This is a genomic window from Priestia veravalensis (assembly GCF_001457055.1).
Taxonomy (GTDB): Bacteria; Bacillota; Bacilli; order Bacillales; family Bacillaceae_H; genus Priestia; species Priestia flexa.
In genome coordinates this window covers 1-21,744 of sequence record NZ_KQ758651.1, presented here as the reverse complement: position 1 = coordinate 21,744, position 21,744 = coordinate 1, and the positions used below count along the sequence as shown (strand labels likewise).

At 36.9% G+C, this 21,744-nt stretch carries 27 protein-coding genes and 1 pseudogene; 9 read left to right on the top strand and 19 right to left on the bottom strand.

The features are described from left to right. Positions 1-57: 57 nt before the first annotated feature. The 6 genes from nikE to AS180_RS11265 form a co-directional block, all read right to left on the bottom strand. Positions 58-888 (bottom strand): nickel import ATP-binding protein NikE, encoded by an 831-nt coding sequence (gene nikE, locus AS180_RS11290; RefSeq protein WP_025907662.1) that lies wholly within the window; start codon positions 886-888, stop codon positions 58-60. Between the two features lie 26 nt (positions 889-914). Beyond that, the gene (nikD, locus tag AS180_RS11285; RefSeq protein WP_035319858.1) at positions 915-1,718 is read right to left on the bottom strand and encodes a nickel import ATP-binding protein NikD; all 804 of its coding nucleotides are present in this window, start codon (positions 1,716-1,718) and stop codon (positions 915-917) included. Positions 1,719-1,723: 5 nt separating this feature from the next. Beyond that, positions 1,724-2,557, bottom strand: a complete 834-nt coding sequence (gene nikC, locus AS180_RS11280) for a nickel ABC transporter permease subunit NikC (RefSeq protein ID WP_025907661.1) — start codon at positions 2,555-2,557, stop codon at positions 1,724-1,726. Positions 2,558-2,562: 5 nt separating this feature from the next. Continuing rightward, complete coding sequence (nikB, locus tag AS180_RS11275; RefSeq protein ID WP_025907660.1) at positions 2,563-3,498, bottom strand: nickel ABC transporter permease subunit NikB; 936 nt, start codon at positions 3,496-3,498, stop codon at positions 2,563-2,565. A 20-nt stretch (positions 3,499-3,518) separates the two neighbouring features. After that, positions 3,519-5,084, bottom strand: coding sequence for a nickel ABC transporter substrate-binding protein (nikA, locus tag AS180_RS11270; RefSeq protein ID WP_062686838.1), 1,566 nt, complete (start codon positions 5,082-5,084; stop codon positions 3,519-3,521). A gap of 204 nt (positions 5,085-5,288) precedes the next feature. Next, entirely contained in the window at positions 5,289-5,783 is a 495-nt protein-coding gene (locus AS180_RS11265; RefSeq protein WP_025907658.1) for a GNAT family N-acetyltransferase, read from the bottom strand. 196 nt (positions 5,784-5,979) lie between these two features. On the opposite strand from AS180_RS11265, the gene AS180_RS11260 reads away from it, so the two are divergent. The 6 genes from AS180_RS11260 to AS180_RS23225 all read left to right on the top strand — a co-directional run bounded on the left by AS180_RS11260 (position 5,980) and on the right by AS180_RS23225 (position 10,966). Further along, on the top strand, positions 5,980-6,483 hold the full coding sequence (locus tag AS180_RS11260) for a peroxiredoxin family protein (RefSeq protein ID WP_025907657.1): 504 nt from the start codon (positions 5,980-5,982) through the stop codon (positions 6,481-6,483). Between the two features lie 98 nt (positions 6,484-6,581). Then, the gene (locus tag AS180_RS22545) at positions 6,582-6,761 is read left to right on the top strand and encodes a hypothetical protein (RefSeq protein WP_156413477.1); all 180 of its coding nucleotides are present in this window, start codon (positions 6,582-6,584) and stop codon (positions 6,759-6,761) included. Between the two features lie 42 nt (positions 6,762-6,803). Next, positions 6,804-7,163 carry an ArsR/SmtB family transcription factor gene (locus tag AS180_RS11255; protein ID WP_025907656.1) on the top strand — a complete coding sequence of 120 codons (360 nt, stop codon included), beginning with the start codon at positions 6,804-6,806 and terminating at the stop codon, positions 7,161-7,163. 31 nt (positions 7,164-7,194) lie between these two features. Further along, positions 7,195-9,663 carry a heavy metal translocating P-type ATPase gene (locus tag AS180_RS11250; RefSeq protein WP_025907655.1) on the top strand — a complete coding sequence of 823 codons (2,469 nt, stop codon included), beginning with the start codon at positions 7,195-7,197 and terminating at the stop codon, positions 9,661-9,663. Positions 9,664-9,805: 142 nt separating this feature from the next. Then, positions 9,806-10,783, top strand: coding sequence for an SDR family oxidoreductase (locus AS180_RS11245; RefSeq protein WP_025907654.1), 978 nt, complete (start codon positions 9,806-9,808; stop codon positions 10,781-10,783). An 18-nt stretch (positions 10,784-10,801) separates the two neighbouring features. Then, positions 10,802-10,966 (top strand): hypothetical protein, encoded by a 165-nt coding sequence (locus tag AS180_RS23225; RefSeq protein WP_175384198.1) that lies wholly within the window; start codon positions 10,802-10,804, stop codon positions 10,964-10,966. Positions 10,967-11,005: 39 nt separating this feature from the next. On the opposite strand, the pseudogene AS180_RS22540 reads toward AS180_RS23225, so the two are convergent. The 8 genes and pseudogenes from AS180_RS22540 to AS180_RS11210 all read right to left on the bottom strand — a co-directional run. After that, positions 11,006-11,200: pseudogene (locus tag AS180_RS22540) on the bottom strand (aspartate:proton symporter); the annotation flags it as partial. A gap of 78 nt (positions 11,201-11,278) precedes the next feature. Next, the gene (locus tag AS180_RS11240) at positions 11,279-12,160 is read right to left on the bottom strand and encodes a Cof-type HAD-IIB family hydrolase (RefSeq protein ID WP_025907653.1); all 882 of its coding nucleotides are present in this window, start codon (positions 12,158-12,160) and stop codon (positions 11,279-11,281) included. Positions 12,161-12,295: 135 nt separating this feature from the next. Continuing rightward, on the bottom strand, positions 12,296-12,730 hold the full coding sequence (locus AS180_RS11235) for a protein-tyrosine phosphatase family protein (RefSeq protein ID WP_025907652.1): 435 nt from the start codon (positions 12,728-12,730) through the stop codon (positions 12,296-12,298). Positions 12,731-12,854: 124 nt separating this feature from the next. Beyond that, positions 12,855-13,274: an arsenate reductase (thioredoxin) gene (gene arsC / locus AS180_RS11230; protein WP_025907651.1), complete on the bottom strand. Its 420-nt coding sequence runs from the start codon at positions 13,272-13,274 to the stop codon at positions 12,855-12,857. A 24-nt stretch (positions 13,275-13,298) separates the two neighbouring features. Continuing rightward, on the bottom strand, positions 13,299-14,597 hold the full coding sequence (locus AS180_RS11225) for an arsenical efflux pump membrane protein ArsB (protein ID WP_062686826.1): 1,299 nt from the start codon (positions 14,595-14,597) through the stop codon (positions 13,299-13,301). 161 nt (positions 14,598-14,758) lie between these two features. Further along, on the bottom strand, positions 14,759-15,880 hold the full coding sequence (locus AS180_RS11220; RefSeq protein ID WP_025907649.1) for an RNA-guided endonuclease InsQ/TnpB family protein: 1,122 nt from the start codon (positions 15,878-15,880) through the stop codon (positions 14,759-14,761). After that, on the bottom strand, positions 15,852-16,484 hold the full coding sequence (locus tag AS180_RS11215; protein WP_025907648.1) for an IS607 family transposase: 633 nt from the start codon (positions 16,482-16,484) through the stop codon (positions 15,852-15,854). Before AS180_RS11215 ends, AS180_RS11220 begins: the two co-directional genes overlap by 29 nt. Positions 16,485-16,600: 116 nt before the next feature. Further along, on the bottom strand, positions 16,601-16,951 hold the full coding sequence (locus AS180_RS11210) for an ArsR/SmtB family transcription factor (RefSeq protein ID WP_025907647.1): 351 nt from the start codon (positions 16,949-16,951) through the stop codon (positions 16,601-16,603). Positions 16,952-17,207: 256 nt separating this feature from the next. Here AS180_RS11210 and AS180_RS11205 point away from each other — a divergent pair, with 256 nt between their 5' ends. The 3 genes from AS180_RS11205 to AS180_RS11195 are packed head-to-tail and all read left to right on the top strand — an operon-like array spanning position 17,208 to position 18,201. Beyond that, a complete protein-coding gene (locus AS180_RS11205) occupies positions 17,208-17,405 on the top strand; it encodes a hypothetical protein (RefSeq protein ID WP_025907646.1) in 198 nt (65 codons plus the stop codon). Positions 17,406-17,435: 30 nt separating this feature from the next. After that, on the top strand, positions 17,436-17,738 hold the full coding sequence (locus AS180_RS11200; protein WP_062686825.1) for an ArsR/SmtB family transcription factor: 303 nt from the start codon (positions 17,436-17,438) through the stop codon (positions 17,736-17,738). Positions 17,739-17,787: 49 nt separating this feature from the next. After that, positions 17,788-18,201: an ArsI/CadI family heavy metal resistance metalloenzyme gene (locus tag AS180_RS11195; RefSeq protein ID WP_062686824.1), complete on the top strand. Its 414-nt coding sequence runs from the start codon at positions 17,788-17,790 to the stop codon at positions 18,199-18,201. Between the two features lie 37 nt (positions 18,202-18,238). Here the strand turns inward: AS180_RS11195 and AS180_RS11190 are convergent, their stop codons facing one another. The 5 genes from AS180_RS11190 to AS180_RS11170 form a co-directional block, all read right to left on the bottom strand. After that, a complete protein-coding gene (locus tag AS180_RS11190) occupies positions 18,239-18,898 on the bottom strand; it encodes a DUF3885 domain-containing protein (RefSeq protein ID WP_025911927.1) in 660 nt (219 codons plus the stop codon). Further along, on the bottom strand, positions 18,876-19,367 hold the full coding sequence (locus AS180_RS11185) for a GNAT family N-acetyltransferase (protein ID WP_062686823.1): 492 nt from the start codon (positions 19,365-19,367) through the stop codon (positions 18,876-18,878). The genes AS180_RS11190 and AS180_RS11185 overlap by 23 nt, the downstream gene beginning before the upstream one ends. Before the next feature lie 140 nt (positions 19,368-19,507). Further along, complete coding sequence (locus AS180_RS11180; protein WP_062686822.1) at positions 19,508-20,773, bottom strand: FtsW/RodA/SpoVE family cell cycle protein; 1,266 nt, start codon at positions 20,771-20,773, stop codon at positions 19,508-19,510. A gap of 4 nt (positions 20,774-20,777) precedes the next feature. After that, complete coding sequence (locus AS180_RS11175; RefSeq protein WP_025911931.1) at positions 20,778-21,185, bottom strand: PadR family transcriptional regulator; 408 nt, start codon at positions 21,183-21,185, stop codon at positions 20,778-20,780. After that, positions 21,170-21,637, bottom strand: a complete 468-nt coding sequence (locus AS180_RS11170) for a sigma-70 family RNA polymerase sigma factor (protein WP_090752788.1) — start codon at positions 21,635-21,637, stop codon at positions 21,170-21,172. Before AS180_RS11170 ends, AS180_RS11175 begins: the two co-directional genes overlap by 16 nt. Positions 21,638-21,744 lie beyond the last annotated feature (107 nt).

Below are 21,744 nucleotides of genomic sequence, written 5' to 3'. Positions count from 1 at the left end.
TAAGCCACGCTCCTTTTTTCAAAGATAATAGCCTTGATTATAAAAACCAAGGCTTTTTTACGCATGGGCATACGCTTTTTCTTTTGTTCCAATCGAACGAAAGCGCGGATGCTCTGCAAGAATCGAGCTTCTCATTTCTTTCACTGCTGAATGTTCCGAAGTGAAAAACTCATGTTTTGAATCATACTGTTGTACTAGTTTTCCTTTTTCTAATACTCCAATTCTATCGCTGATTGTATACGCAGCTTTAATATCATGCGTAATGAAAAGATAAGATAGCTGGAAGTCTTCTTTTAATCCTTGCAATAGCTCTAGTATTAATGTTTGGGTCACCATATCCAGGCTACTAACCGCTTCATCTAATACAATTAATTTTGGCTTTAATGCAATTGCCCTTGCAATATTAATTCGCTGCAACTGTCCACCGCTAAACTGATGAGGATATTTCTTCAAATCATTTTCACTAAGTCCTACTCTTTCCAACAGTTCGATAACAGCTTTCTTTTGCTGTGCTATCGTTAAGCTTTCGTAGTTTTCTAGCGGTTCAGCAATAATGCGTTCTGCTGTTAAACGGGGGTTAACCGAAGAATATGAATCTTGAAACACCACTTGAAGATCACGGCGAATTTGCTGATGAATTTTCTTATCTGCTTTGTAAAGATTCTGACCTTGAAATAAGACTTCACCATGCTCAGGCTGTTCTAAGCCAAGGATTACTTTCCCTAACGTACTTTTACCGGCTCCACTTGTCCCAAGCAGTCCTAGACATGTTCCTTTTTCTATAGAAAATGAGATATCAGAAAGCACTTCTCTTGAATGGCTTTCTTTTTTAAAAAAACTCCTGCTTTTATAGCGATGGCTAACGTTATTCACTTGTAATAAAGTCATTTCTTCACCTCTTTACGAATTAATGATTAATCTAGATTTAACATGGGTCTAGATTGTAAAACCTTCTTCGTATACTCATGCTTTGGATAATCAAATAATTTAAATACATCTGTTTGTTCTACGATTTCACCTTTTCTCATAACTGCTACTTGATCAGCCATTTCAGCAATCACGCCTAAATCATGCGAAATTAATAAAATAGCTGACCCATAATCAGCGCGAATATTATTTAAATGAAGTAATACTTTCTTTTGATTATAAACATCAAGAGCAGTTGTCGGTTCATCTGCAATAATAACAGCTGGATTTAAACAAGCCGCAAAAGCAATCATCACGCGCTGAAGCATGCCCCCACTTAGCTGAAAAGGATACTGCTTTAAAATGCTGGCTGGATCAGGTAAATTGACGGCTTTCATCGCTTCCACAGCCATCTCTCTAGCTTGTTTCTTATTCCATTTTGTATGAGAGCGAATCGTTTCAACAAATTGATGCCCAATTGTAAAAACCGGTGTGAAAGCATTCATTGGGTTTTGCATGATAAAGGCAATTTCTTTACCACGAACGGTACGCATTTCTTTTTCATCCAGTCCGTTAAGCTCTTTACCGTTTAGAAGAATACTCCCATCGACATGTACGTTTTTTTGCTGAAACAGCTGTAGGATTGCTGTGCTGGTGACAGTTTTTCCTGAGCCACTTTCTCCTATTAATCCTAGCACTTCGCCACGCTTTAGATTTAAATTAATATTTTGAACCAAAGAAGTGTGGCCACTCGCTGCTTTTTTGTATACGTGTAAATTCTTCACTTGTAAAATATGTTCCAACTTCTTCATTCCTTTTAGAACTGACGTTTGCTTCCATATCGCTCTGATAAAGCTTCACCTAATAAATTAAACGTAACCACGACAAGCATGATGGCTAAGCCTGGATACAGCATTAGTTCAGGGTTTGTTCGAATATAGGATTTCCCTTCATGAATCATTGCGCCCCACTCTGGTGTTGGAGGCTGGACTCCTAGTCCAAGAAAAGACATTGCAGATATATCCATGATGGCCCATCCCATTTCGAGTGTACCCATGACAGCAAGTGGAGGCAGTACGTTTGGGATGATATGCTTTCGAATAATCTTCCATTGTGATGAACCGCTAACTTTCGCAGCAGCAATAAAATTTTGTTCTTTTAAGCTCAGTACCATTCCTCTAAACATCCGCGCGTAATAAGCCCACTGCACAAGGATTAAGGCAAAAACAACCTGTGAAAGTCCTGGTCCAAGTATACCAACAAGTCCAAGAACAAGAATTAGACTTGGAAACGCCATAATACCGTCGCATAGCCTCATTAAAAACTGATCAATCCAACCACCTTTATATCCTGAAAAGGCTCCCACCAATAACCCTATTACCAGTGATGAAACGAAAATAAGCGTCGCAAACCCCAATGAAATGCGCGCTCCATATAAAAGACGTGAAAACGTACAGCGACCTAGATGGTCCGTTCCAAGCGGATATTCAAAAGACGGTGACTGAAGCTTATGAGCTAGATTAACAGCAATTGGATCATTAGGCGCAATGAAAGGAGCGAATATAGCAGTGATAAAAAGAATCCCTAATATAATCGAACAAATTGCAATTACCTTTTGAGATTTAAATAGTTTATAAATGCCTAACTTCATCACTACTATCCTTCTTTCCTTGAAATCCGAGGATCAATGTACATTTGAATTAAATCCACAATCAAACTACTAACAATAAATAAAACAGCCGCAATTAACACATAGCATTGAATGACAGGAATATCTCGATTAAAAATTGCTTCAATAAAATAGCGGCCAAACCCAGGCCACGAAAAGACCGATTCAACGATGATTGTTCCTGTAAGCAACTTACCAAGGTTCATTCCAAGTCCCGTAATCATTGGAGAAATAGCAATCCGTAAGACGTGCTTTGTCATAATTACCCTCTCACTAATTCCTCGTGTTCTAGCAAATAACACATAGGGTTCTTCTAAGTTCTCTAGAACACTCGTACGCAGTAGCCTTGTATACATAGCAATTAGCGGAATAGCAAGGGTAATCGCTGGCAACACAAGATGCTTCCAAGTCCCAACCCCTTCCACCGGAAACAGATCAAGCTTAACAGAAAAGAAAAAGATTAAAATATATCCTAACCAAAATGTAGGAATAGATGCTCCGAAAAAAGAGATGACTCGGCTGATATGGTCAACAGCACTATTCTTCTTTATTCCAGCGATAAACCCTAAAGGGACGCTGACAATGATCGCAATTACAAAGCTTCCAAAAGCTAGCTGCAGCGTAGCTGGCAAGCGGACCATTACTTCATCTAAAACCGGCTGATTTGAAAGATAGGATATGCCGAAGTCGAGCTGGCATATCCTGATAATTGCATGTACATATTGAAGAAAAAATGGATGATCTAATCCAAATTCTTGTCTTTTTTGTTCTAAAATCTCATCTGTTGGCTGGATATGGGCTGCTGCCAAATATGCTTCAGCTGGATCAACAGACGAAAGATGAATCATTCCAGTTGTAATAAGCATTACAAAAAGAAATACAGGAACAATTGACATCATTCGTTTTAGTATAAAATAGCCCATAACGCACACCTCTTAACTACTTACTGTTTAATGTTAATACCTGCAAATGGATGTTCATCTCGATTAGCAGGGAAAGTAAAGTCTTTTACTTGTTTTTGATAGACTGCTGTTTTCTTAATATAAGAGATAGGTACAATCGCCCCTTGCTCTTGTAAAGATGTTAGAATTGATGTATATAACTCTTGTCGTTCTTTTTCATCCGTTGTTTTTGGAACTTCTACCATTTGTTTAATCAGCTCATCTTTGTTAGGGTAAGCTGAAATAGCCTCCTTAAAGCCGTAACCGTCTGAAGCCACAACGTTTACAAATGTGTGAGGATCATAGGGAGCCCCATAGTTACTAAAGAAGTTAATATCAAACTCATTACCTTTAAATCGCTGAACTTGCTCAGCTAACTCCACGCCAACAATGTTTAGCTTTACACCAAGAGCTGCCCATTCAGCCTGCAGCGTTTCAGCCATTGTTTTTTGAATGTTCTCTGCTGAGTCATACATTAATTCCACTTCTAGTGGCTGTCCGTCTTTTTCTCGCACTTCTTTTCCTTTTGGTAACTTCCATCCAGCTTCATCTAACAACGCTTCAGCCTTTTTCACATCATAATCTACTGGTTTGGCGTCAAGATTTTTTGTATATGGAAAATTCGTCGGTAAAATATTATCCGCTTTCTCCTCTACGCCTGACGTCACGCCTTCAACCATTGCTGCTTTATTAAAACCATACTGTAGTGCTTGACGAACGCGCTCATCTGCAAGCTGTTCCTTTTTCGTGTTCATGACAAGCTGTCTTGTTGCAACAGGTTCTGAAATGCTTGTTTCATAGGTATCATTCGCTTCTAATTGTTTAAACGTGTCCAAGCTAATTGAGCCTTCACCGTAGAGCAAGTCTACTTCACCTTTTTCAAAAGCAAGCACTCTCGTTTCTGCATCAGGAATTACTTTCACTTTAATTTTCTCAACTTTTGGAAGCTCTCCCCAATAGTTCTCATTTCGCTTATAAATTGCATATTCATCTTTTTTGTATTCATCTAAAATCCAAGGCCCTGTTCCCACTTCTTTTTCAACACCTTTTGACGTATCTCCGTCTTTAGGGAAACCTGCTTCTCCTAAGAAGCGAACTGGTCGAACAACTGCTAGCTCTTGAATTGTTGGATAGTAAGGTTCGGTTAAAGATAGTTGAAACGTGTTGTCATCAATTACATTAACCTGGTCAATTTTGTTCATAAAGCCTAACCAGCTATGTAAATCTTTATTTTTAAGAATTGCGTCAAAATTCTTTTTCACAATCTCTGCATTAAAATCAGTGCCATCAGAGAATTTCACGCCTTTACGTAAGTGAAACGTATAATTCTTGCCATCTTCAGATATTTCCCAAGATTCAGCAAGCTCAGGCTGTAATTTCCCGCCTTCTTGATAACTTACTAATGGTTCATATACCATCGATTGTGCAAATAATTGGGACGGATTGTATACGTGTGGATTCATTTCTCCCACATCTCTCGGCCAAGCCATCGTTAACATATTATCGTCTTTTTTTACCTCGCTGGCACTATTAGTACAAGCTGTTAAAAAAACTGATAATAAAAGCATACTTATAAAAATACTGTAATAAAATTTCTTCTTAAACACCGTGTTGTCCCCTCTCGAATGACTCTGATAATCATTTTCAATTGTATGAAGAAAAAACTGTATTGTCAATACTTCCTAAGCATATTTGTGAATATTTCTGCATATTCATAAATCATTTGTACTACTAGTATAGAAAACAACCCACACTTCGAACCTACTCTATTTTCACAACATTTCTTTTACGAGATTAAACCAAACCTCACCTGCATGTGTTGAGTTTGATTTCCCTTCATTACGATAACCGTTTTCTTCATAAAAAGAAACGAGTTCTTCTAAGCAAGTAAGCGTAATCCCTTCTCTTTTCCGGTTCACGCACACAGCTTCTAACTCATTTAATAGTTTACGAGCAATACCTTGCCCTCGATAATCCGGATGAACAACTAAGCTAAGTACGCTTTGGAAGCCTCCCTCCTTTGGATTTAGATTCGTTTTTTCAAACAAATCATCCGTTAAATAACGTGTAGGAATGACTGGGCCTACGACGTATCCAGTAATTTTCCCTTCTTTATCTTTCGCAATGATAAACGAATCAGCTATAACTTGGATTCTTTCTTTCATTGCGCTTTCAGTTGCCGCTTCTTCAGGAGTGAAGCCCAGTCTTTCAATGACCATTAACTCGCTTAAATCTTGTTCTTCTGGTGTATGATACGTTATGTACATCGTGGGTTCTCCTTTCACTATTAGTTTGAATTCTATGCATTCCTCCGTTTATATCCTAACTCAACCTTACTAAAGTTTCATCTCTTTCTATAAAAAGGAATATCTATTTTTTAAGATTACAATCTTAGGATTCCGGGTACTATACATATAGCTTACAAAGTAGTTACTCAAACTTTTATTAAAGGAGAGATTCATAATGGCAAAGTTTCAATTAGGAGATACAATTCCTACCTTCACACTACCAACAATTACAGGTGAAACATTTTCGTTTGATCAGCATCAACAGGAACATAAAAGCTGGCATTTAATCGTATTTTTCCGCGGAGCATGGTGTCCAGTTTGTGAAAGTGAATTAAAAGATTTTCAAGAGCATAAAGGTTTCTTTGATGAACAAAACGTGCATTTATTAGCAATTTCAACCGACCAACAAGAAAGCTTGCAAGAACTAGCAGAAAAAAATGATTTGGCGTTCCCAATATTACAAGACAAGGATTTAACAGCATTAAAAGCGTTCGACGTATACTATCATAGTGAGGATTCTCCATACGAAGATCACGGAACGCACGGTGAACCTGCTTATTTCCTTGTTGACGAAAATGGCAAGCTTTTATACCAACAGCAGCAAACCAGCCCATTTGGCCGCCCGGCAGTAACAGAGCTTCACAAGATTGTAAAGTACATTAAAAAGAACCTAAAATGATAAGAGTGAAAGAGACTGAGACATAAGTAGTTCAGTCCTTACTATACCTGAACGATTGAGAGTTCATAACTTTTAATCATTCAGGTTTTTTGTTGATTGTGAAAACAATGTTGGAAACAGGGTGGAATGGAACGAACGTGTTGAGACAAACTAAAGAGATGGGAACAGCTAGTGTTCGTCTTTTAGAAGCAATCATTTTGTTATGTCCCAAACTCTTTTTTGTGTACTTATCTTATTTACATTCAAATATTTGTTTGAACGTTTTATTATCTTTGTAATATACTATATTCAAACGATTATTTGAATGAAGGGAGATTTCTATGGCAAAGGATCGCTGTGATATTTATTGTTTTAACGAAGAAAAAGTCAATCGAATTAAGCCATCGATTCATACTGAAAGCATTCAAGCAGTCACAAAAACACTCAAGGCATTAGCTGATGAAACACGATTAAAAATTGTACTTGCTCTTTGTCAAAGTGATGAACTATGCGTATGTGACGTGGCAAATATTGTGGAATGTACGGTTGCTACTGCTTCTCATCACCTAAGACTATTACGCAATTTAGATATTGCGAGCTATCGAAAAGATGGTAAGCTTGCTTTTTATTCGTTAACTGATGAGCACATTAAGCAATTGGTTGTAACGATGTTTAAGAACGATTCATCCGTAACGAGCTAAGCTTTTTGTATACTATGAGGAGTTGAAAGAAATGGCACATTCCGATCGAGAAAGTTATAAAGGAGAAAAAAGCTGTTGCCAAGAACAGCATGAAACACAAACAGCATCCTGCTGCGGTTCAAGCAGCGCCAGTTTACAAAAGCATCATACGCATTCATCTTGTTGTACTAGTGAGCCCTCTGAGTCTATTAATCTAGAAAACCCTGGACAAATTGAAACGTATCGCGTCTATGGAATGGACTGTCCATCGTGTGCTGCTACCATTGAAAAGAGCTTGCGAAATCTACATGACATTCATGAAATAAACCTAAATTACAGCACAGGAAAATTACAGGTTTCCGCTGCTCATTCATCTGCATTCTCTCCAATTATACGTCAGGTAGAAAAGCTTGGTTTTGACATTGAACCTCTTCATCACCAAAACTCAAAGACATACCTAATTGAAGGAATGGACTGTGCAGCATGCGCAAATACCATTGTGAATCACTTAAAAAATATATCTGGCGTTCAAGATGTTCGCGTCAACTTTTCAACTGGAAAAGCGCAGGTAGAGCACGACACCCCTACAGAAGAGATTATTCGTGAAATATCAAAAGCCGGCTATACGGCTACCTTGATTACGAGTAGCAGAACAGTTTCTTCTTCTCAAAAAACAAATACGCTTCCGGTAATTACTTCTGGTGTACTTATTGCATTGGGATTCACCAGCTCTCTCTTTGGAATTCCATTATTAATAAGTAACGTTTTATATGCCATCGCGATGATTATTAGCGGCTACAAGCCCGCAAAAAGTGCATACTACGGGATTAAAAGCCGTTCACTCGATATGAATGTCTTAATGACCGTTGCTGCACTCGGAGCAGCAATTATTGGAGAATGGCTAGAAGGTGCTACTGTTGTTTGGCTCTTTGCTTTAGGCGTCATGCTTCAAACAAGATCAATTGAACAAACAAGAAACTCCATTCGTAACTTGATGAATTTAGCCCCTCCTGATGCTTGGGTAAAAACCGGCAATACCTTAATCAAAAAAGCGGTTGAAGACGTCGCCCTTGGTGATGTTCTAGTCGTAAAACCAGGAGACCGTATTCCTTTAGATGGAGAGATTATCCAAGGTGATTCTAGCATTAATCAAGCTCCTATTACAGGAGAGTCTATTCCCGTTGATAAAGCGGTTGGTGATACCGTATATGCTGGCACAATTAATGAAAACGGCTCTCTTGAAATTAAAGTAACAAAGCTAGTGAAAGATACAACGATTTCAAAAATCATTCATCTAGTTGAGGAAGCTCAGGAGAAAAAAGCCCCTACTCAGGCGTTTATTGATAAGTTTGCCGCTATTTATACACCTATTGTCTTTATTTTAGCGCTATTCGTTATGGTTCTCCCTCCCGTTTTTGACGGACTATGGAGTGAGTGGTTTTATAAAGGACTTGAGCTTTTAGTCGTAGCGTGCCCTTGTGCTTTAGTTATTTCCATACCAGTCGCGATTGTATCAGCTATTGGCAACGCCGCAAAAAATGGTGTGTTAATTAAAGGCGGAACCTTTCTAGAAAAAGCTGGCGCTATAAACGCTATTGCGTTTGATAAAACCGGCACACTAACAGAAGGAAAACCAGCTGTTTCAGATGTAATTGCATTGAAATCTGAACAAGACTTACTTGCTGTTATAAAAACCCTTGAAGCTTATTCTAATCACCCCATTGCAAAAGCTATTGTGACATACGCGGATGAAAGAAACGTTGATACGTTAGACGGAGTTAACTTTAGAAGCATTACCGGAAAAGGTGTTCAGGCAACCATCAACGGAACTAATTATTACGCTGGAAATAAAAAGCTGTTCATTGAACTAGGAACTACTTTTGAGAATTTGCAGACTCACGTTGAGCGTTTTGAAGAAAGCGGGAAAACGATTATTATTGTAGGAACAGAAAAAGAGCTTTTAGGTGTGATTAGCGTAGCAGATACCATTCGTAGCACAACTGTATCCGCTTTACAAAACTTAAAAAACACAAGTATTAAACAAACTGTCATGCTAACAGGTGATCATGAAGGAACTGCTAAAACTATTGCTAAAGAAGCTGGCGTAGAGAGATATTTTGCTAACCTCTTGCCAGAAGACAAAGTCAAAGCAATTCAAAAGCTGCAGGCTGAAGGTTATAAAACCGCAATGGTGGGTGATGGAATTAATGATGCTCCTGCTCTTGCTACCGCTGACCTCGGCATCGCAATGGGTGGAGCTGGCACCGATACAGCAATGGAAACAGCAGATATCGTTCTCATGGCTGATAATCTAGAGAAGCTTCCGCACACCATAAAACTTAGCCGCAAAGCTTTAAAGATTATCAAGCAAAACATTTGGTTTTCTATTATCATTAAAGCTATTGCGTTAATCTTTATCTTCCCTGGTTGGCTGACGCTTTGGATTGCCGTATTAAGTGATACAGGCGCAGCCTTACTCGTTATTTTAAATAGTTTACGGTTATTAAAAATGAAAGAATAACTTTATCACGTAGGAACATAACACGCGTTATGTTCCTACTTTTTTTATGAATACTCCCCTTTTACAAAATATTCTCTTCATTTGTTTATCAAAGTGAGCATAGAGATGCTATAGAAGTAAATTTGTTCTATAGGAGGTTTATATGAACGAGAGAGATCAAGAACAGCTGCGTCAAATTAAAGAATTGCAAGAAAAATTCAAGAGCGAAATGCAAAATGATCCTTATCCCCTTTACCCAAACTATGGGAACATTACCCAGTTTAAAGAAATTCCCATCAATGTTCCCGAACAGCGTCAGCTTAGTCAACCGGGTGTAGAAAAATTAATGGTTCCCCTTCCTATTATTGAAAACCCAAACTATCAAGGAAGCGGGAAACTTAAAGGAAAAGTTGCGCTAATTACGGGAGGCGATAGCGGAATTGGTGCAGCCGCTGCCATTGCATTTGCAAAGGAAGGCGCTGATGTCGCCATTGCCTATCTAAACGAACACGAAGATGCAAATCGAACGAAATCTCGAGTTGAAGAACTCGGTCAGCGCTGTTTGTTGTTGCCTGGTGATTTGAGAGAAAAAAAGCAGTGCGTTGCCATTGTTGACCAAACAATTGAAACGTTTGGTGAGCTTGATATCCTTTGCAATAATGTGGGCATTCAATTTCAGCAGCTAGACCTTGTAGATATTACGGATGAACAGTTTGATGAAACGTTTAAAGTCAACATCTATTCTCATTTCTATACGACGCGAGCAGCTCTTCCACATCTAAAAGAAGGAAGCTCAATTATTAATACAGCTTCGGTTGTTGCTTATGTAGGTGAAAAACAGCTTATTGACTACACTGCAACGAAAGCTGCAAACGTTGGCTTTACGCGCGCTTTAGCTAAAAGCGTAGCAAAAAAAGGAATTCGCGTGAACGCCGTAGCTCCTGGTCGAACGTGGACACCTCTTATTCCAGCTAGCTTTTCTTCAGACCAAGTGGCCGTATTTGGTTCTTTTAATCCACTCGAACGTGCAGCCCAACCGTTTGAACTTGCTCCAACATATGTATATTTAGCATCTGATGATTCGAGATTCGTTACAGGGCAAGTTTTGCACGTAGACGGAGGGGAATCAACAAGTTCTTAGTACGAGGAGATGAACAGAGTGAAATATGAGTTTAATAAAGAAGTACAGCTGCTTTTAGTAAATCAATCAGATGATAAAGTAAAAATGGTGTACATTAATAATTCGTGGTCCATGCCAAAAATTGGTCCTAGACCGCCTTATTACTGCTATCCAACTTATAAAATGAACAAACCAATTATTTAAATAAGCACCCTGATACGTAACGTATCAGGGTGCTTATTGTTAATCATCTTCATCAATAATGGCTTTTGGCAAGCCAGAATGTTTTGCCCAGTAGTAAATTATTAAGGAAATAACAGCAATTAAAAATAGATTTAAAGGGTTTCCTAACACTCCAAGCTCTCCGCCAAATGAACCTAAATAAGAAATAATAATCATAACTACATAGTAAACGACTAGCCACCACGTTGACTTTATTAATATTAGGTTTCGATTTTATAACTTTTTTCATACATAAAAAAGCTAACGAGCAAAGAATCTCGTTAACTTCTTAGATTATGCGTTTGGCATAATCGAATTGGTTTTTTCCACTTTAAATCTAGAAAGATAATGATAAACGCCGTTTTCATCACAGCTATACTCTGTCACGTCATCTACAATATCTTTAATATGGTCACCGGCATTTTTCATGGCTACTGCATATCCAACGTACTTAAACATTGGCAGGTCATTATTACTGTCTCCGATACCTAAAATATCTTCATGCGGTAAGTTAAAGTGTTTGAGCATCTGTTGAATTCCAGTTGCTTTATTAACATTCGCAACCATCACCTCTACGTTATGAGGCGATGAAATGGACATTGTAAAATCCATCTCTTGCTTTAACTCTTCAAGCTCCGCTTTCCATTTATTAATATGCTCATAGGTTCTAGCAAAGAAATAAAACTTGGAGAATTCACTGCCTTCAATTTTCTCTTGCCACTGAATCTCTTCTCCGATAGCTTTTTTTCTTGAAAGCCATTCATTAATTTCAACGCTTTCTGGCTTTGGCTCACGAACTTCATGTTCAACATATTCTCTGTCTTGTTGAAGCGTCATTCGCGGTGCTCCATATGGGAATAATTCGTAATAAACTTGGTTTTCCCGTGCTTTTTCAATGACTCTTTCAACCAATTCGCGTGACAGTGAATGCTTAAAGACCATTTCGCCTCCCACATGTCCTGCCATACCATTGGATGTAATGAATCCATCTACTTCAAAGCCTTCAGGCACTAGCTCTGCTATTTCATCAAAAGCTCTTCCTGTTGCAATAAAGACGAAGATTCCTTGTGCACGTAGGTCATCAATAATTTCTTTTGTCTCAATTGTTACTCGATTCGAGCGGTTTAAAATCGTACCGTCCATATCTAAGAAAATAGCTTTAGGCATAAAACTCATAACAATGATTCCCCCTGACTTAAAAATCTTCACTTCGTCAAGTATATCGTTTTCTGCTATTAAACTCAAAGAATGTAGCTTTCAACACTTTATACACGTAAAAACGACGTCTGACCTAACATTTTATCAACGCCTTTAAGCATTAGGAAATAAGCGTTGAAGAGAAGCTTTCATTTCAGGTTTTATATTAATTTTTGATCTAGTAGCTTTCGCTTTTTTCTCTGCTTCTTCTATGCTACCTGCTTCTGCTTCTCCAAGGGCCAGTAATACACCCATCGCTACTGTACCTGTACGATTACTCCCACCTGCACAGTGGAAATAGGTTTTCTTACCTTCTTTATATGATGAAACAACTGCACGGATAGCTCTTTCAATTGATTCGTCTTGTCGCTCTTTATCATCTACTATAGGCATGGGTACACGCAGTGTTGGTTCATCATGTTCGAGAGCCTCTGCTCCCAAATCATAGATTATATCTACTGGATTTGCCAGTATCATTTCTTTTACATCTAACGTACCACCAATTAAAATGCGATTATAAATAAGGGATTGATAGTTTTCACTGTTCATCCTCTACACCTTAAAAATATATGATTTGTATCACTATTTATATGAATCTTGGACCAAAAACTTAGTTTCCTCCTGTCCAATAAATATAAAAAGTCGAGAGGCTAGCTCTCGACTTATCTATTTTTCACTCACCAGTTTCAGCAAAACGTTGGATGCGAGCTCCAATTTCATCACGTACTCGTTGGAAAAACGCCCATTTTTCGTCTTCTGTTCCTTCTGCTTTTGCTGGATCATCAAAGCCCCAGTGCACGCGCTTTACGTGTGGTGGCGTCACTGGACAGTGATCAGCTGCGTGACCACATAACGTCACTACTAAATCTGCAGAGTTTAAAATCTCAGGGTCAATTACATCAGATGTTTGATTTGTAATATCAATACCTGCTTCTTTCATTGCTTTTACAGCATTTGGATTTAACCCATGTGCTTCAAGACCTGCACTGTATACATTCCATTCATCACTTAAATACTTTTTTGCCCAACCTTCTGCCATTTGGCTACGGCAAGAGTTACCTGTGCATAGGAAGTAAATTGTTTTTTTTGTCATGTGTAGCATCTCCTTTTTTGTCTGTTATGAAAGTATGAGTAACCAAATATATAAACCAACAAGCGTAATAAACAATGTTGGGATGGTTAAGATAATACCTGTTTTAAAATACGTGCCCCACGAAATTTTCACTCCTTTTGTTGAAAGAACGTGAAGCCATAATAAAGTAGCTAAAGAACCAATTGGGGTAATCTTTGGACCTAAATCAGATCCAATAACATTGGCATAAATAAGTGCTTCTCGAATGGTTACAGATGTCGCAGTGGCATCAATAGCTAATGCGTCAATCATGACAGTCGGCATATTATTCATAATGGATGATAGAATCGCTGCAATAAAGCCCATACCGATTGTTGCCGCGAACAATCCTTGGTCGGCAACTGCTTGAATAACGTTTGCTAACACTTCAGTAAGCCCTGCATTACGAAGACCGTACACAACTACGTACATACCAATTGAGAAAAAGACAACTGCCCAAGGTGCACCTTTTAATACAGTTTTTGTTTGAACTGCAGGACTTGTTCTTGCCATAAGCAAGAAGAATACGGCAATGATACCTGCAATAATAGAAACAGGCATGCCTATAAACTCTCCTACAAAGTAACCGACTAGAAGCAGAGCTAAGACAAACCAAGATAAACGAAACATTTTTTGGTCTTTAATCGCTGCTACTGGCTCCTGTAAATGGGTTACATCATAGCGCTTTGGAATGCTTTTTCGGAAATATAAATACAGTACTAAAATACTCGCAAACAGTGCAAAGAAATTTGGAATAATCATGCGAGACGCATATTCTGAGAACGTAATACCAAAAAAGTCAGCAGACACGATGTTTACTAAGTTACTTACCACAAGCGGTAACGATGTTGTGTCAGCTATAAATCCACTTGCAATAATAAACGGAAATACCATCTTTTCATCGAGCTTCAATGCTCGAACCATTGCAAGTACAATCGGCGTTAAAATAAGGGCCGCACCGTCATTTGCAAAAAATGCAGCAACTAACGCTCCAAGTAAGGAAACGTACACAAACATACGAATACCATTTCCACCAGCAGCACGCGCCATGTGAAGCGCTGCCCATTCAAAAAAGCCAATTTCATCTAAAATTAATGAGATAATAATAATAGCAATAAACGTTAACGTAGCGTTCCAAACAATTTGCGTTACGTCCCAAACGTCACCGAAGTTAACAACGCCAACTAGAAGAGCAATAACTGCTCCCCCCATCGCCGACCAGCCAATCGATAAATTCTTTGGCTGCCAGATAACAAACACTAAAGTCACCAAAAAGATCAGTGATGCTAAAACAACTGATGTCAAATTTTAACCGTTGCCAAAAACCTATAAAAATCTATAAGCAATGTTTATTTCCTGTTTCTTTGTATCTGCTTTTGCCGAAGCTACTCACATTTGATATGATACTCCACAGGCGTTAATTCGGGTACAACGAACCCTACACATTAGTAGTGTCTTGTAAGTGACTAAGCTACTAATTCTCCATATTTAGCTAAATTTAACGCAGCATTCATATCTCTATCTATCTCTAATCCGCAGTCACACTTGTAAACTCTATCAGATAATTTTAAATCTGATTTAATTTGTCCACAGCACGAACATGTTTTAGAAGATGGGAAGAAACGTCCAACTTGTATAAATTCAATTCCGTATTTTTCACATTTGTATTTCATTTGACGGAGAAATTCATACATCTTTTGTTTGGCTACTGCTTTAGCTAAATGACGATTTTTCATCATTCCAACTACATTCAAATCTTCCATCACAACTTTACAAGGTTTGGTTTTCACTATTGTATTTGTTGCTTGATGAATGTGATTGTTTCTAATGTTAGCTAACCGTCTGTGTAGATTTCGTATTTGCTTTTCGATTTTTATAATGTTACATGTTTTGACAAATCGGTTTCCCTCCTTATTCATCTCATATTTTCGAGAAACGCTTCGCTGTAACCTACGTAAACGTTTCTCAATCTTTCTCACTTCTTTTGTTTTGTTAATGTTTTTGAACACCATTTCATTCGAGCAAATTGCTAATTCTTTAACTCCTAAATCTACTCCAATTACTTCATTCGTTAATTCTTGTTTTACTTGTTCTTGCTCTACTCCAACAGAGATATACCAATACTTTCCGTCAAAAGATACTCTAGGATTAGTATATTTCACTCCCATTGGGACTTGCTCAGAAGTTGCAACCCATCCTACTTTTTCAATTAACACCGTGTTCTTTTTTACTTTAAGTTTCACATTGTCATTATAGAAAGAAGGTTTAGATTTCTTCTTAGACTTGAATCTTGGACGTTTCGCCAAACCTTTAAAGAATCTCTTATATGCATCACAAGCATCTTTAACAGCTTGTTTAGCTACATTATTTGATACTTCACTCAACCATTGGAAGTCCTCTTGTTTTTTAATTTGTGTGATTTCTTTTCTTAAAACATTGTCAGATAAGAATTTCAACCCTCGTTGATAATTTTCTTGTTGTCTAGCTAATGTCCAATTGTATACCCATCTTGCCACACCAGTAGATTTCCATAGTTGAATTTCTTGTTCTTTAGTTGGTTTAATTCGTATCTTCTTTGCTAGTATCATTCTCTTTCAACTCCTTAATTAATTTCTTAGCCTTATTCGCCCGTCTCCCTTGTAATTTGCAACTAAATACAGTAACAATTTGAATTAAATCTTCGACCAACTCTTGATCATCTGTCTTTGGAGTATTGTCGATAACCTCAATCTTTGTTCCGTATTTAGCAAATAAATTTTCCAAGAGTTCAAATCCGAATCGTAATAACCTATCTTTGTATAAAACTACAACTCTATCTACTTTGTAATTTAGGACTAAATCAATAACATCATTTAACCCTTTTTTGTTGTAGTTTATGCCACTACCTATATCTTTCACAATCTTAAATGGATTACCTTGAGACAGTAAGTATGATTCCATGTTTTCCACTTGTCTCTGCAAATCATCCTTTTGCTTATGAGAAGATACTCGACAGTAGCCGATAGTTATTCTCGATTCTGATTCAGGAGAATGTAAACCAAGAAAATATTCAAGTTGTTGTTGAGAGTAATAACGGTGTCCAGAAGGTGCAGTATATTGTGGATTTAATTTATTTGTCTTATCCCAATTTCTTAAAGTCTGAACTGTTACTCCGATTTCTTTTGCGAATTGACCAATACTGTATTTTTTCATACATTTCATTCTCCTTTGAATTAGTGGATAATTCTATTATATTATGAAATGTATGAAAAATCAATATTTTTTTATAGATATTTATAGATTTATTCTAACTGTTTATTACCCTCCAATTACTCACAACAATTAATACGAAGCCCTTTTTCTTCTAACTCTTTTAAGCGTTGATCTTGGCTTGGTATCGACGCGAGTATACTAAGTATAAAATGATAATTCTCGCTTTCTTTATTAAGCGAATAGAAAATCCATTGTCCTTTTCGTCTTTCTCTTACTAGCCCTACATCTCTTAGCTTGCGGAGATGCTGGCTGATTGCTGGCTGACTTGCACCATAAATATCAACAAATTCACATACACAGCACTCACTATGTTCCATCAGCTTCATCATAGATAATCTCGTTTTATCACCGAGCAGCTTTAAAATTTGAGCCGCTTTTTCGATTTCAACGACCGTTTTAGTTTCCATTATGACACCTCCCCTTCACAACTGAATCAATATATAATAATTTGCTTATATGTTTATGTGAACTATAATATTGTTTGAAATAATTTTCAAGACTTTTTTAGTATCAGCGGTAAATAAAAAAGTATGAACGTCTTGAGGCATAAGCCAATTTTAATAAATCAAAAAAATTTGATTAAATAACTTGATTTATCTGAAATTTCCATCTATGCTTAATTCATCAAGAAAATTTGATGAAGAAAGTAAAGGTGATGAACAAGTGAGAGTAAACAATTCTGGAAACCTTTCAGTAGAGTACTTTATTTCTTATTTTCAACTAGTTATGAACACTCAAACGATGAAAGCACATGAAGCTAAAGAGCTTATATTTAAACGATTCTTCAACTATGATCCACTTCTTAGAGGCAAAACAACTTATTCTAACTTTGAAAAAGCCTACCTTGCATTTACACAATAAATCAAAAAAATTTGATTAAGGAGCGTTATTATGACATATTCATTCAAACAATATGAACAAAAATTTAAGGCACTTGCTGATGAACGACGATTAGAAATTATGCATGAGCTGTGTCAGCGCGGTCAAACCTGCGTATGTGATTTAACGGATTTTTTTGGTATACCTCAGTCTAAGCTGTCTTATCACTTAAAGATTCTTCTAGACGCTAATCTAATTACGAAAGAAACAAAAGGCACATGGAGCTATTACGCATTAAACAATGAAGAAGTAAATCACCTTTTATCGGATGAGCTCTGCTGTTTATTTCGTAAAGAAAGCTCTTGCTCATCTTAACCTATTAGTTCTGCTAAAAACTCAAAAAAATTCTTAGGGGGAATATTTTATGAAATATGTTCACGTAGGCGTAAACGTCACAAATCTAGAAAAATCAGTCATTTTTTATGAAAAGCTTTTTGGAGTTAAGCCTGTGAAAGTAAAAGTAGATTATGCGAAGTTTTTATTAAATCAACCTGGGCTAAATTTCACGCTAAACGTACGGGATGAAGTAAAAGGAAACCAAATAAATCACTTTGGATTTCAAATAGAAGCTGCTAGCGAAATCTATGAACATAAAGTCCGCTTAGAAAAAGAAGGTTTTTTTGCTCGTGAGGAAATGGACACAAACTGCTGCTACGCCCTACAGGATAAATTTTGGGTAACAGACCCTGATGGAAACGAATGGGAGTTTTTCTATCCAAAAGGTAATCTATCCGCTTTGCCTGCTGCAGATACTACGGAATGTGAATGCTGTTCTTAAACAACGAAACAGTAAGGAGCTTGTAGCTCCTTACTGTTTATTGTAAGCTACGTTCTATTTTCCCACGATCGAGTTCATCAACCCATTTCCTATATTTTTTATAGATATTGTTCATCTGTTGTTTATCAAGACCAAGCACTTCACAGCCTCGGTCATCGTAAATAAATAACATTACGTTTTTCGTCACATTAACGAAGAATACATCTGGATAACCTGGTGGATAGCCACCAAGCTTTGGCTTTAGGGGAAAGTCCTCATGAATAGCAGCTTTTATAAGCGAATTAACTTTAATGTCTCTCACCTTACAACGTAAAGAAAACTGCTGCATTTCATACTTACCTTCTTCAATTTCAAACGGATACGGGTATGTCTCAACTTGAAGATGCGTTAACAACCTTTTATTTTTAACATAGCGGTTGTAGACGTTTAGCTTCCGTGTAGGTTGTTTCTCTCCTATATATTTATATAAATTTGTCACAAGAAATAGCTCATCATCCCCTTCGAAAACCTCATTAAATATTGTGTGTACTTGATTGTAAACCTTCGCAAAGTAACCTATGTTTGTTTCACCCTTATCCGTCAATTGATAACTATTTTGCCCCAGCGTAAAATGGATACTCAGATCCCATTGATAATAAAGGCTTGGGATTAGCTCAACTTCAGGAAACGCTTTATTAAGATATTCCTTCATTTTCATGCAAAACCAACTCCATTTCACTACCTTTAAACTGAAATCCTATGCTTTTATACAGCGGCTCTCCCGCTTGTGAAGCATGTAGCCACACTCTTTTCACTTCGCGTTTTTGACACTCTTTCATGCATTCTTGAAGGATTCTTCGCGCCAATCCTTGCTTCCGATGAGAAGGGAGCGTGTACATGTTTAAAAGATAGGCTTCCTTGCCTTTTAAGTTTTCTAAATAAGGTGGTCTCGTAAAAAAAGATAAGCCACTTACGCTAACAATCTCTTCTCCATCCTTGGCAACAAACGAGACAAACTCCCCTTTTTCCATCGCTTCTTTTAGGTATCTTTCCGTTGCTTCCATCACTGTCTTTTCTTCTTCCTGTGTTTTAATCTCGTTCACTTCTTTTAACAGTTCAACTCTCAGTGAAATGATCCCCTTTACATCACTTAGCACTGCTTTTTCAATTTTATATGTATGTGCCATATCTATTCCCCTTGTAACTAGATTTGCTGGTGTTAATTTTAATTTAGAGCTCTCACTATGTCCATATATTGGATAACTGTTATAGTTGCGTATAGTCTTATTATGTAAAGTAGAAAAACGAAAAGAGAAGCTCTTTGTCTTTAGTTCATTGCTATATCTTTTCGTCTATATACGCTCAACACCATTCCAATAAAAAAGGAATTAAGAGCAATGGGCATCAAACCATAGCTAATAAAAGGCATTGGCATGCTTGTTAATGGGAAAAAGCCAACCAGCATTCCAACGTTTGCAATCAGTTGCGTTGCATATACACTTACAGCTCCAACTAATAGCAGTTTACTATACGAATTGTTTATTTTACCCGTTACTTGTACAATCCGAATCACCAAGAGACTAAGAATTCCTAACAGAATAAGAGCTAATAGCCAGCCGTAATGATAAATAAAACTAAGAAAAACAAAATTCGTGTGAGCTTCTGGAATAAACGCAGTTGTTTCTTTTGTTCCAAACCAACCAGAGCTTTTTATCATTTCATGAACCTGTGGGATTTGAAACCTTAGAGAATTTCCGGTAATGAATTCATAAGGATTAAGAAATGCTAATAGGCTTTCGATTTGATAAGCCTTCATTTGCTGTAGAGAAACTCCTATATAAATAAAAATCATCATAAAAAAGCTACCTAATACTAACATGATTTTTATTTTATTAAACTTGCTCCACCAAATCATAGAAAAGGTCATCACACCATAAATAAAGAATGCGGTTGTGCTCGCCGTCATGCTAAACAAAATAGCGCTTATAGTGAATAAAATCATAAATTGCCAAATTTTAAATTGCCGACTTTGAAAAAAAGACGCCCAAGTTAAATAGAAAAATGGCAGAGCCATTAGGCTTTCAATTGTGAGCGGTCCTACTTTTACAGTAAGAGAAAATACCCCTGAGTCAGATCTATAAATAATATATAAAAGTAAAAAACAGCCCACTAAATAAAATCCCAGCCCCTTATTCATCAACTTTCTATAATCAATAAGCATCAAAAGTATGGCAAGCGCTATGCCAAAGACCATAAACAATAACTTATGCACTAAAAAGTAATTGACTTGAGCGTAGCCTATCGCAACTAGTGGTAGAAAACCTAATAGAAGGCTCGTAATTAATAAACTAATTGTAATCCAGTCAATTTTAGGTCGATGAATCTGATTTAGCTTTTGACCTAATACAATAGGGTTGCCCATATGTAAGATGGCCTTTTGCTCTGCCTCATCTGAATCTACGCCTTTTTGTTTCCAATAATCTTTTGCCTCGTTTAAATGATGTTGAAGTTCTTTTGTTACGTATTCTTGAGCCTCTTTTGATTTAATTTGTTCTTTTATCGTTTGTAAAAATGTATTTCTCTGATTAATCATAGCGTTACCCCTCTAAAATTTCATGAAAGCTCAACTTTTTGGATTGCATTCGCTTCTCTGCTTTTTTCAACGCTTTCTTCCCTTGTTGATTTAAGTAATAATACTTAATTTCTTCTGTAGACCATCTTGTATCAATTAATCGTCGACTTTCTAATTCGTGTAATAAGACGTATAGAGCCCCTTCATTATTTTCAAAGTGAAAAATTCCTCTGCTGCGTATTAAACTGCAAAGCTCATACCCATTTTGTTCACTTACTAGCAATTGCATAATTGCTACGAGAATTTCACCTTCACTATGCTGATGGCGTAAGACGGCTTCTTTCACTTTCCTCTTATGAAAAGAGGTAAACTTTAAGCTATTAAACGCTTGTTTATTTACTTTTTGTTTTAATTGTTTTAAACGCTTATCCATTTTTTCTCCTCCAGTGCATTTTTTAAAAGTGCTTTCGCACGTCTAAGCCTTGTTTTAATGGTATTAGTACCGGTTTCAGTCACCAGTGCAATTTCTTTAATTGAGTTCTCTTCAAAATAATATAGGTAAATAACCTCTCGATACTTAACCGGAAGCAGCATGATTGCTGAAATTAATTGTTGGTCTTCCTGCTTCTGAATAACCTTTTCTTCTATCCCTGATCTATTTATGTAAGAAGTGGGATATTGATTTTCAGTCATAATGACTTTGTTGTTATACCAACTTTTCAAAAAATCTTTACAATGATTGATAGCAATGCGCCAAAGCCATGTTTTAAACTTTGATTTACCATTGTATGTGTGAAGATTTTTATAACACTTAATAAAAATATCTTGAGCTAAATCCTCCGCAATCTCTTTACTATGTACATAAGAATACGCCAGCTTTAATATATCATCTCCATAACACTAGTGTTGCATTAATTTAAATTAACTATTAAAAAGACTCAAAATCTTCAATTTTATTATTTTAGGCAAACAAAAAGTCCTTTATAATGGAA

Excerpts from the sequence above, each read along its gene's own strand:
- nikE (WP_025907662.1), bottom strand. The coding sequence starts at position 888 with ATGACTTTATTACAAGTGAATAACGTTAGCCATCGCTATAAAAGCAGG.
- nikD (WP_035319858.1), bottom strand. The coding sequence starts at position 1,718 with ATGAAGAAGTTGGAACATATTTTACAAGTGAAGAATTTACACGTATAC.
- nikC (WP_025907661.1), bottom strand. The coding sequence starts at position 2,557 with ATGAAGTTAGGCATTTATAAACTATTTAAATCTCAAAAGGTAATTGCA.
- nikB (WP_025907660.1), bottom strand. The coding sequence starts at position 3,498 with ATGGGCTATTTTATACTAAAACGAATGATGTCAATTGTTCCTGTATTT.
- nikA (WP_062686838.1), bottom strand. The coding sequence starts at position 5,084 with ATGCTTTTATTATCAGTTTTTTTAACAGCTTGTACTAATAGTGCCAGC.
- AS180_RS11265 (WP_025907658.1), bottom strand. The coding sequence starts at position 5,783 with ATGTACATAACGTATCATACACCAGAAGAACAAGATTTAAGCGAGTTA.
- AS180_RS11260 (WP_025907657.1), top strand. The coding sequence starts at position 5,980 with ATGGCAAAGTTTCAATTAGGAGATACAATTCCTACCTTCACACTACCA.
- AS180_RS11255 (WP_025907656.1), top strand. The coding sequence starts at position 6,804 with ATGGCAAAGGATCGCTGTGATATTTATTGTTTTAACGAAGAAAAAGTC.
- AS180_RS11250 (WP_025907655.1), top strand. The coding sequence starts at position 7,195 with ATGGCACATTCCGATCGAGAAAGTTATAAAGGAGAAAAAAGCTGTTGC.
- AS180_RS11245 (WP_025907654.1), top strand. The coding sequence starts at position 9,806 with ATGAACGAGAGAGATCAAGAACAGCTGCGTCAAATTAAAGAATTGCAA.
- AS180_RS11240 (WP_025907653.1), bottom strand. The coding sequence starts at position 12,160 with ATGAGTTTTATGCCTAAAGCTATTTTCTTAGATATGGACGGTACGATT.
- AS180_RS11235 (WP_025907652.1), bottom strand. The coding sequence starts at position 12,730 with ATGAACAGTGAAAACTATCAATCCCTTATTTATAATCGCATTTTAATT.
- arsC (WP_025907651.1), bottom strand. The coding sequence starts at position 13,274 with ATGACAAAAAAAACAATTTACTTCCTATGCACAGGTAACTCTTGCCGT.
- AS180_RS11220 (WP_025907649.1), bottom strand. The coding sequence starts at position 15,880 with ATGATACTAGCAAAGAAGATACGAATTAAACCAACTAAAGAACAAGAA.
- AS180_RS11215 (WP_025907648.1), bottom strand. The coding sequence starts at position 16,484 with ATGAAAAAATACAGTATTGGTCAATTCGCAAAAGAAATCGGAGTAACA.
- AS180_RS11210 (WP_025907647.1), bottom strand. The coding sequence starts at position 16,951 with ATGGAAACTAAAACGGTCGTTGAAATCGAAAAAGCGGCTCAAATTTTA.
- AS180_RS11200 (WP_062686825.1), top strand. The coding sequence starts at position 17,436 with ATGACATATTCATTCAAACAATATGAACAAAAATTTAAGGCACTTGCT.
- AS180_RS11195 (WP_062686824.1), top strand. The coding sequence starts at position 17,788 with ATGAAATATGTTCACGTAGGCGTAAACGTCACAAATCTAGAAAAATCA.
- AS180_RS11190 (WP_025911927.1), bottom strand. The coding sequence starts at position 18,898 with ATGAAAATGAAGGAATATCTTAATAAAGCGTTTCCTGAAGTTGAGCTA.
- AS180_RS11185 (WP_062686823.1), bottom strand. The coding sequence starts at position 19,367 with ATGGCACATACATATAAAATTGAAAAAGCAGTGCTAAGTGATGTAAAG.
- AS180_RS11180 (WP_062686822.1), bottom strand. The coding sequence starts at position 20,773 with ATGATTAATCAGAGAAATACATTTTTACAAACGATAAAAGAACAAATT.
- AS180_RS11175 (WP_025911931.1), bottom strand. The coding sequence starts at position 21,185 with ATGGATAAGCGTTTAAAACAATTAAAACAAAAAGTAAATAAACAAGCG.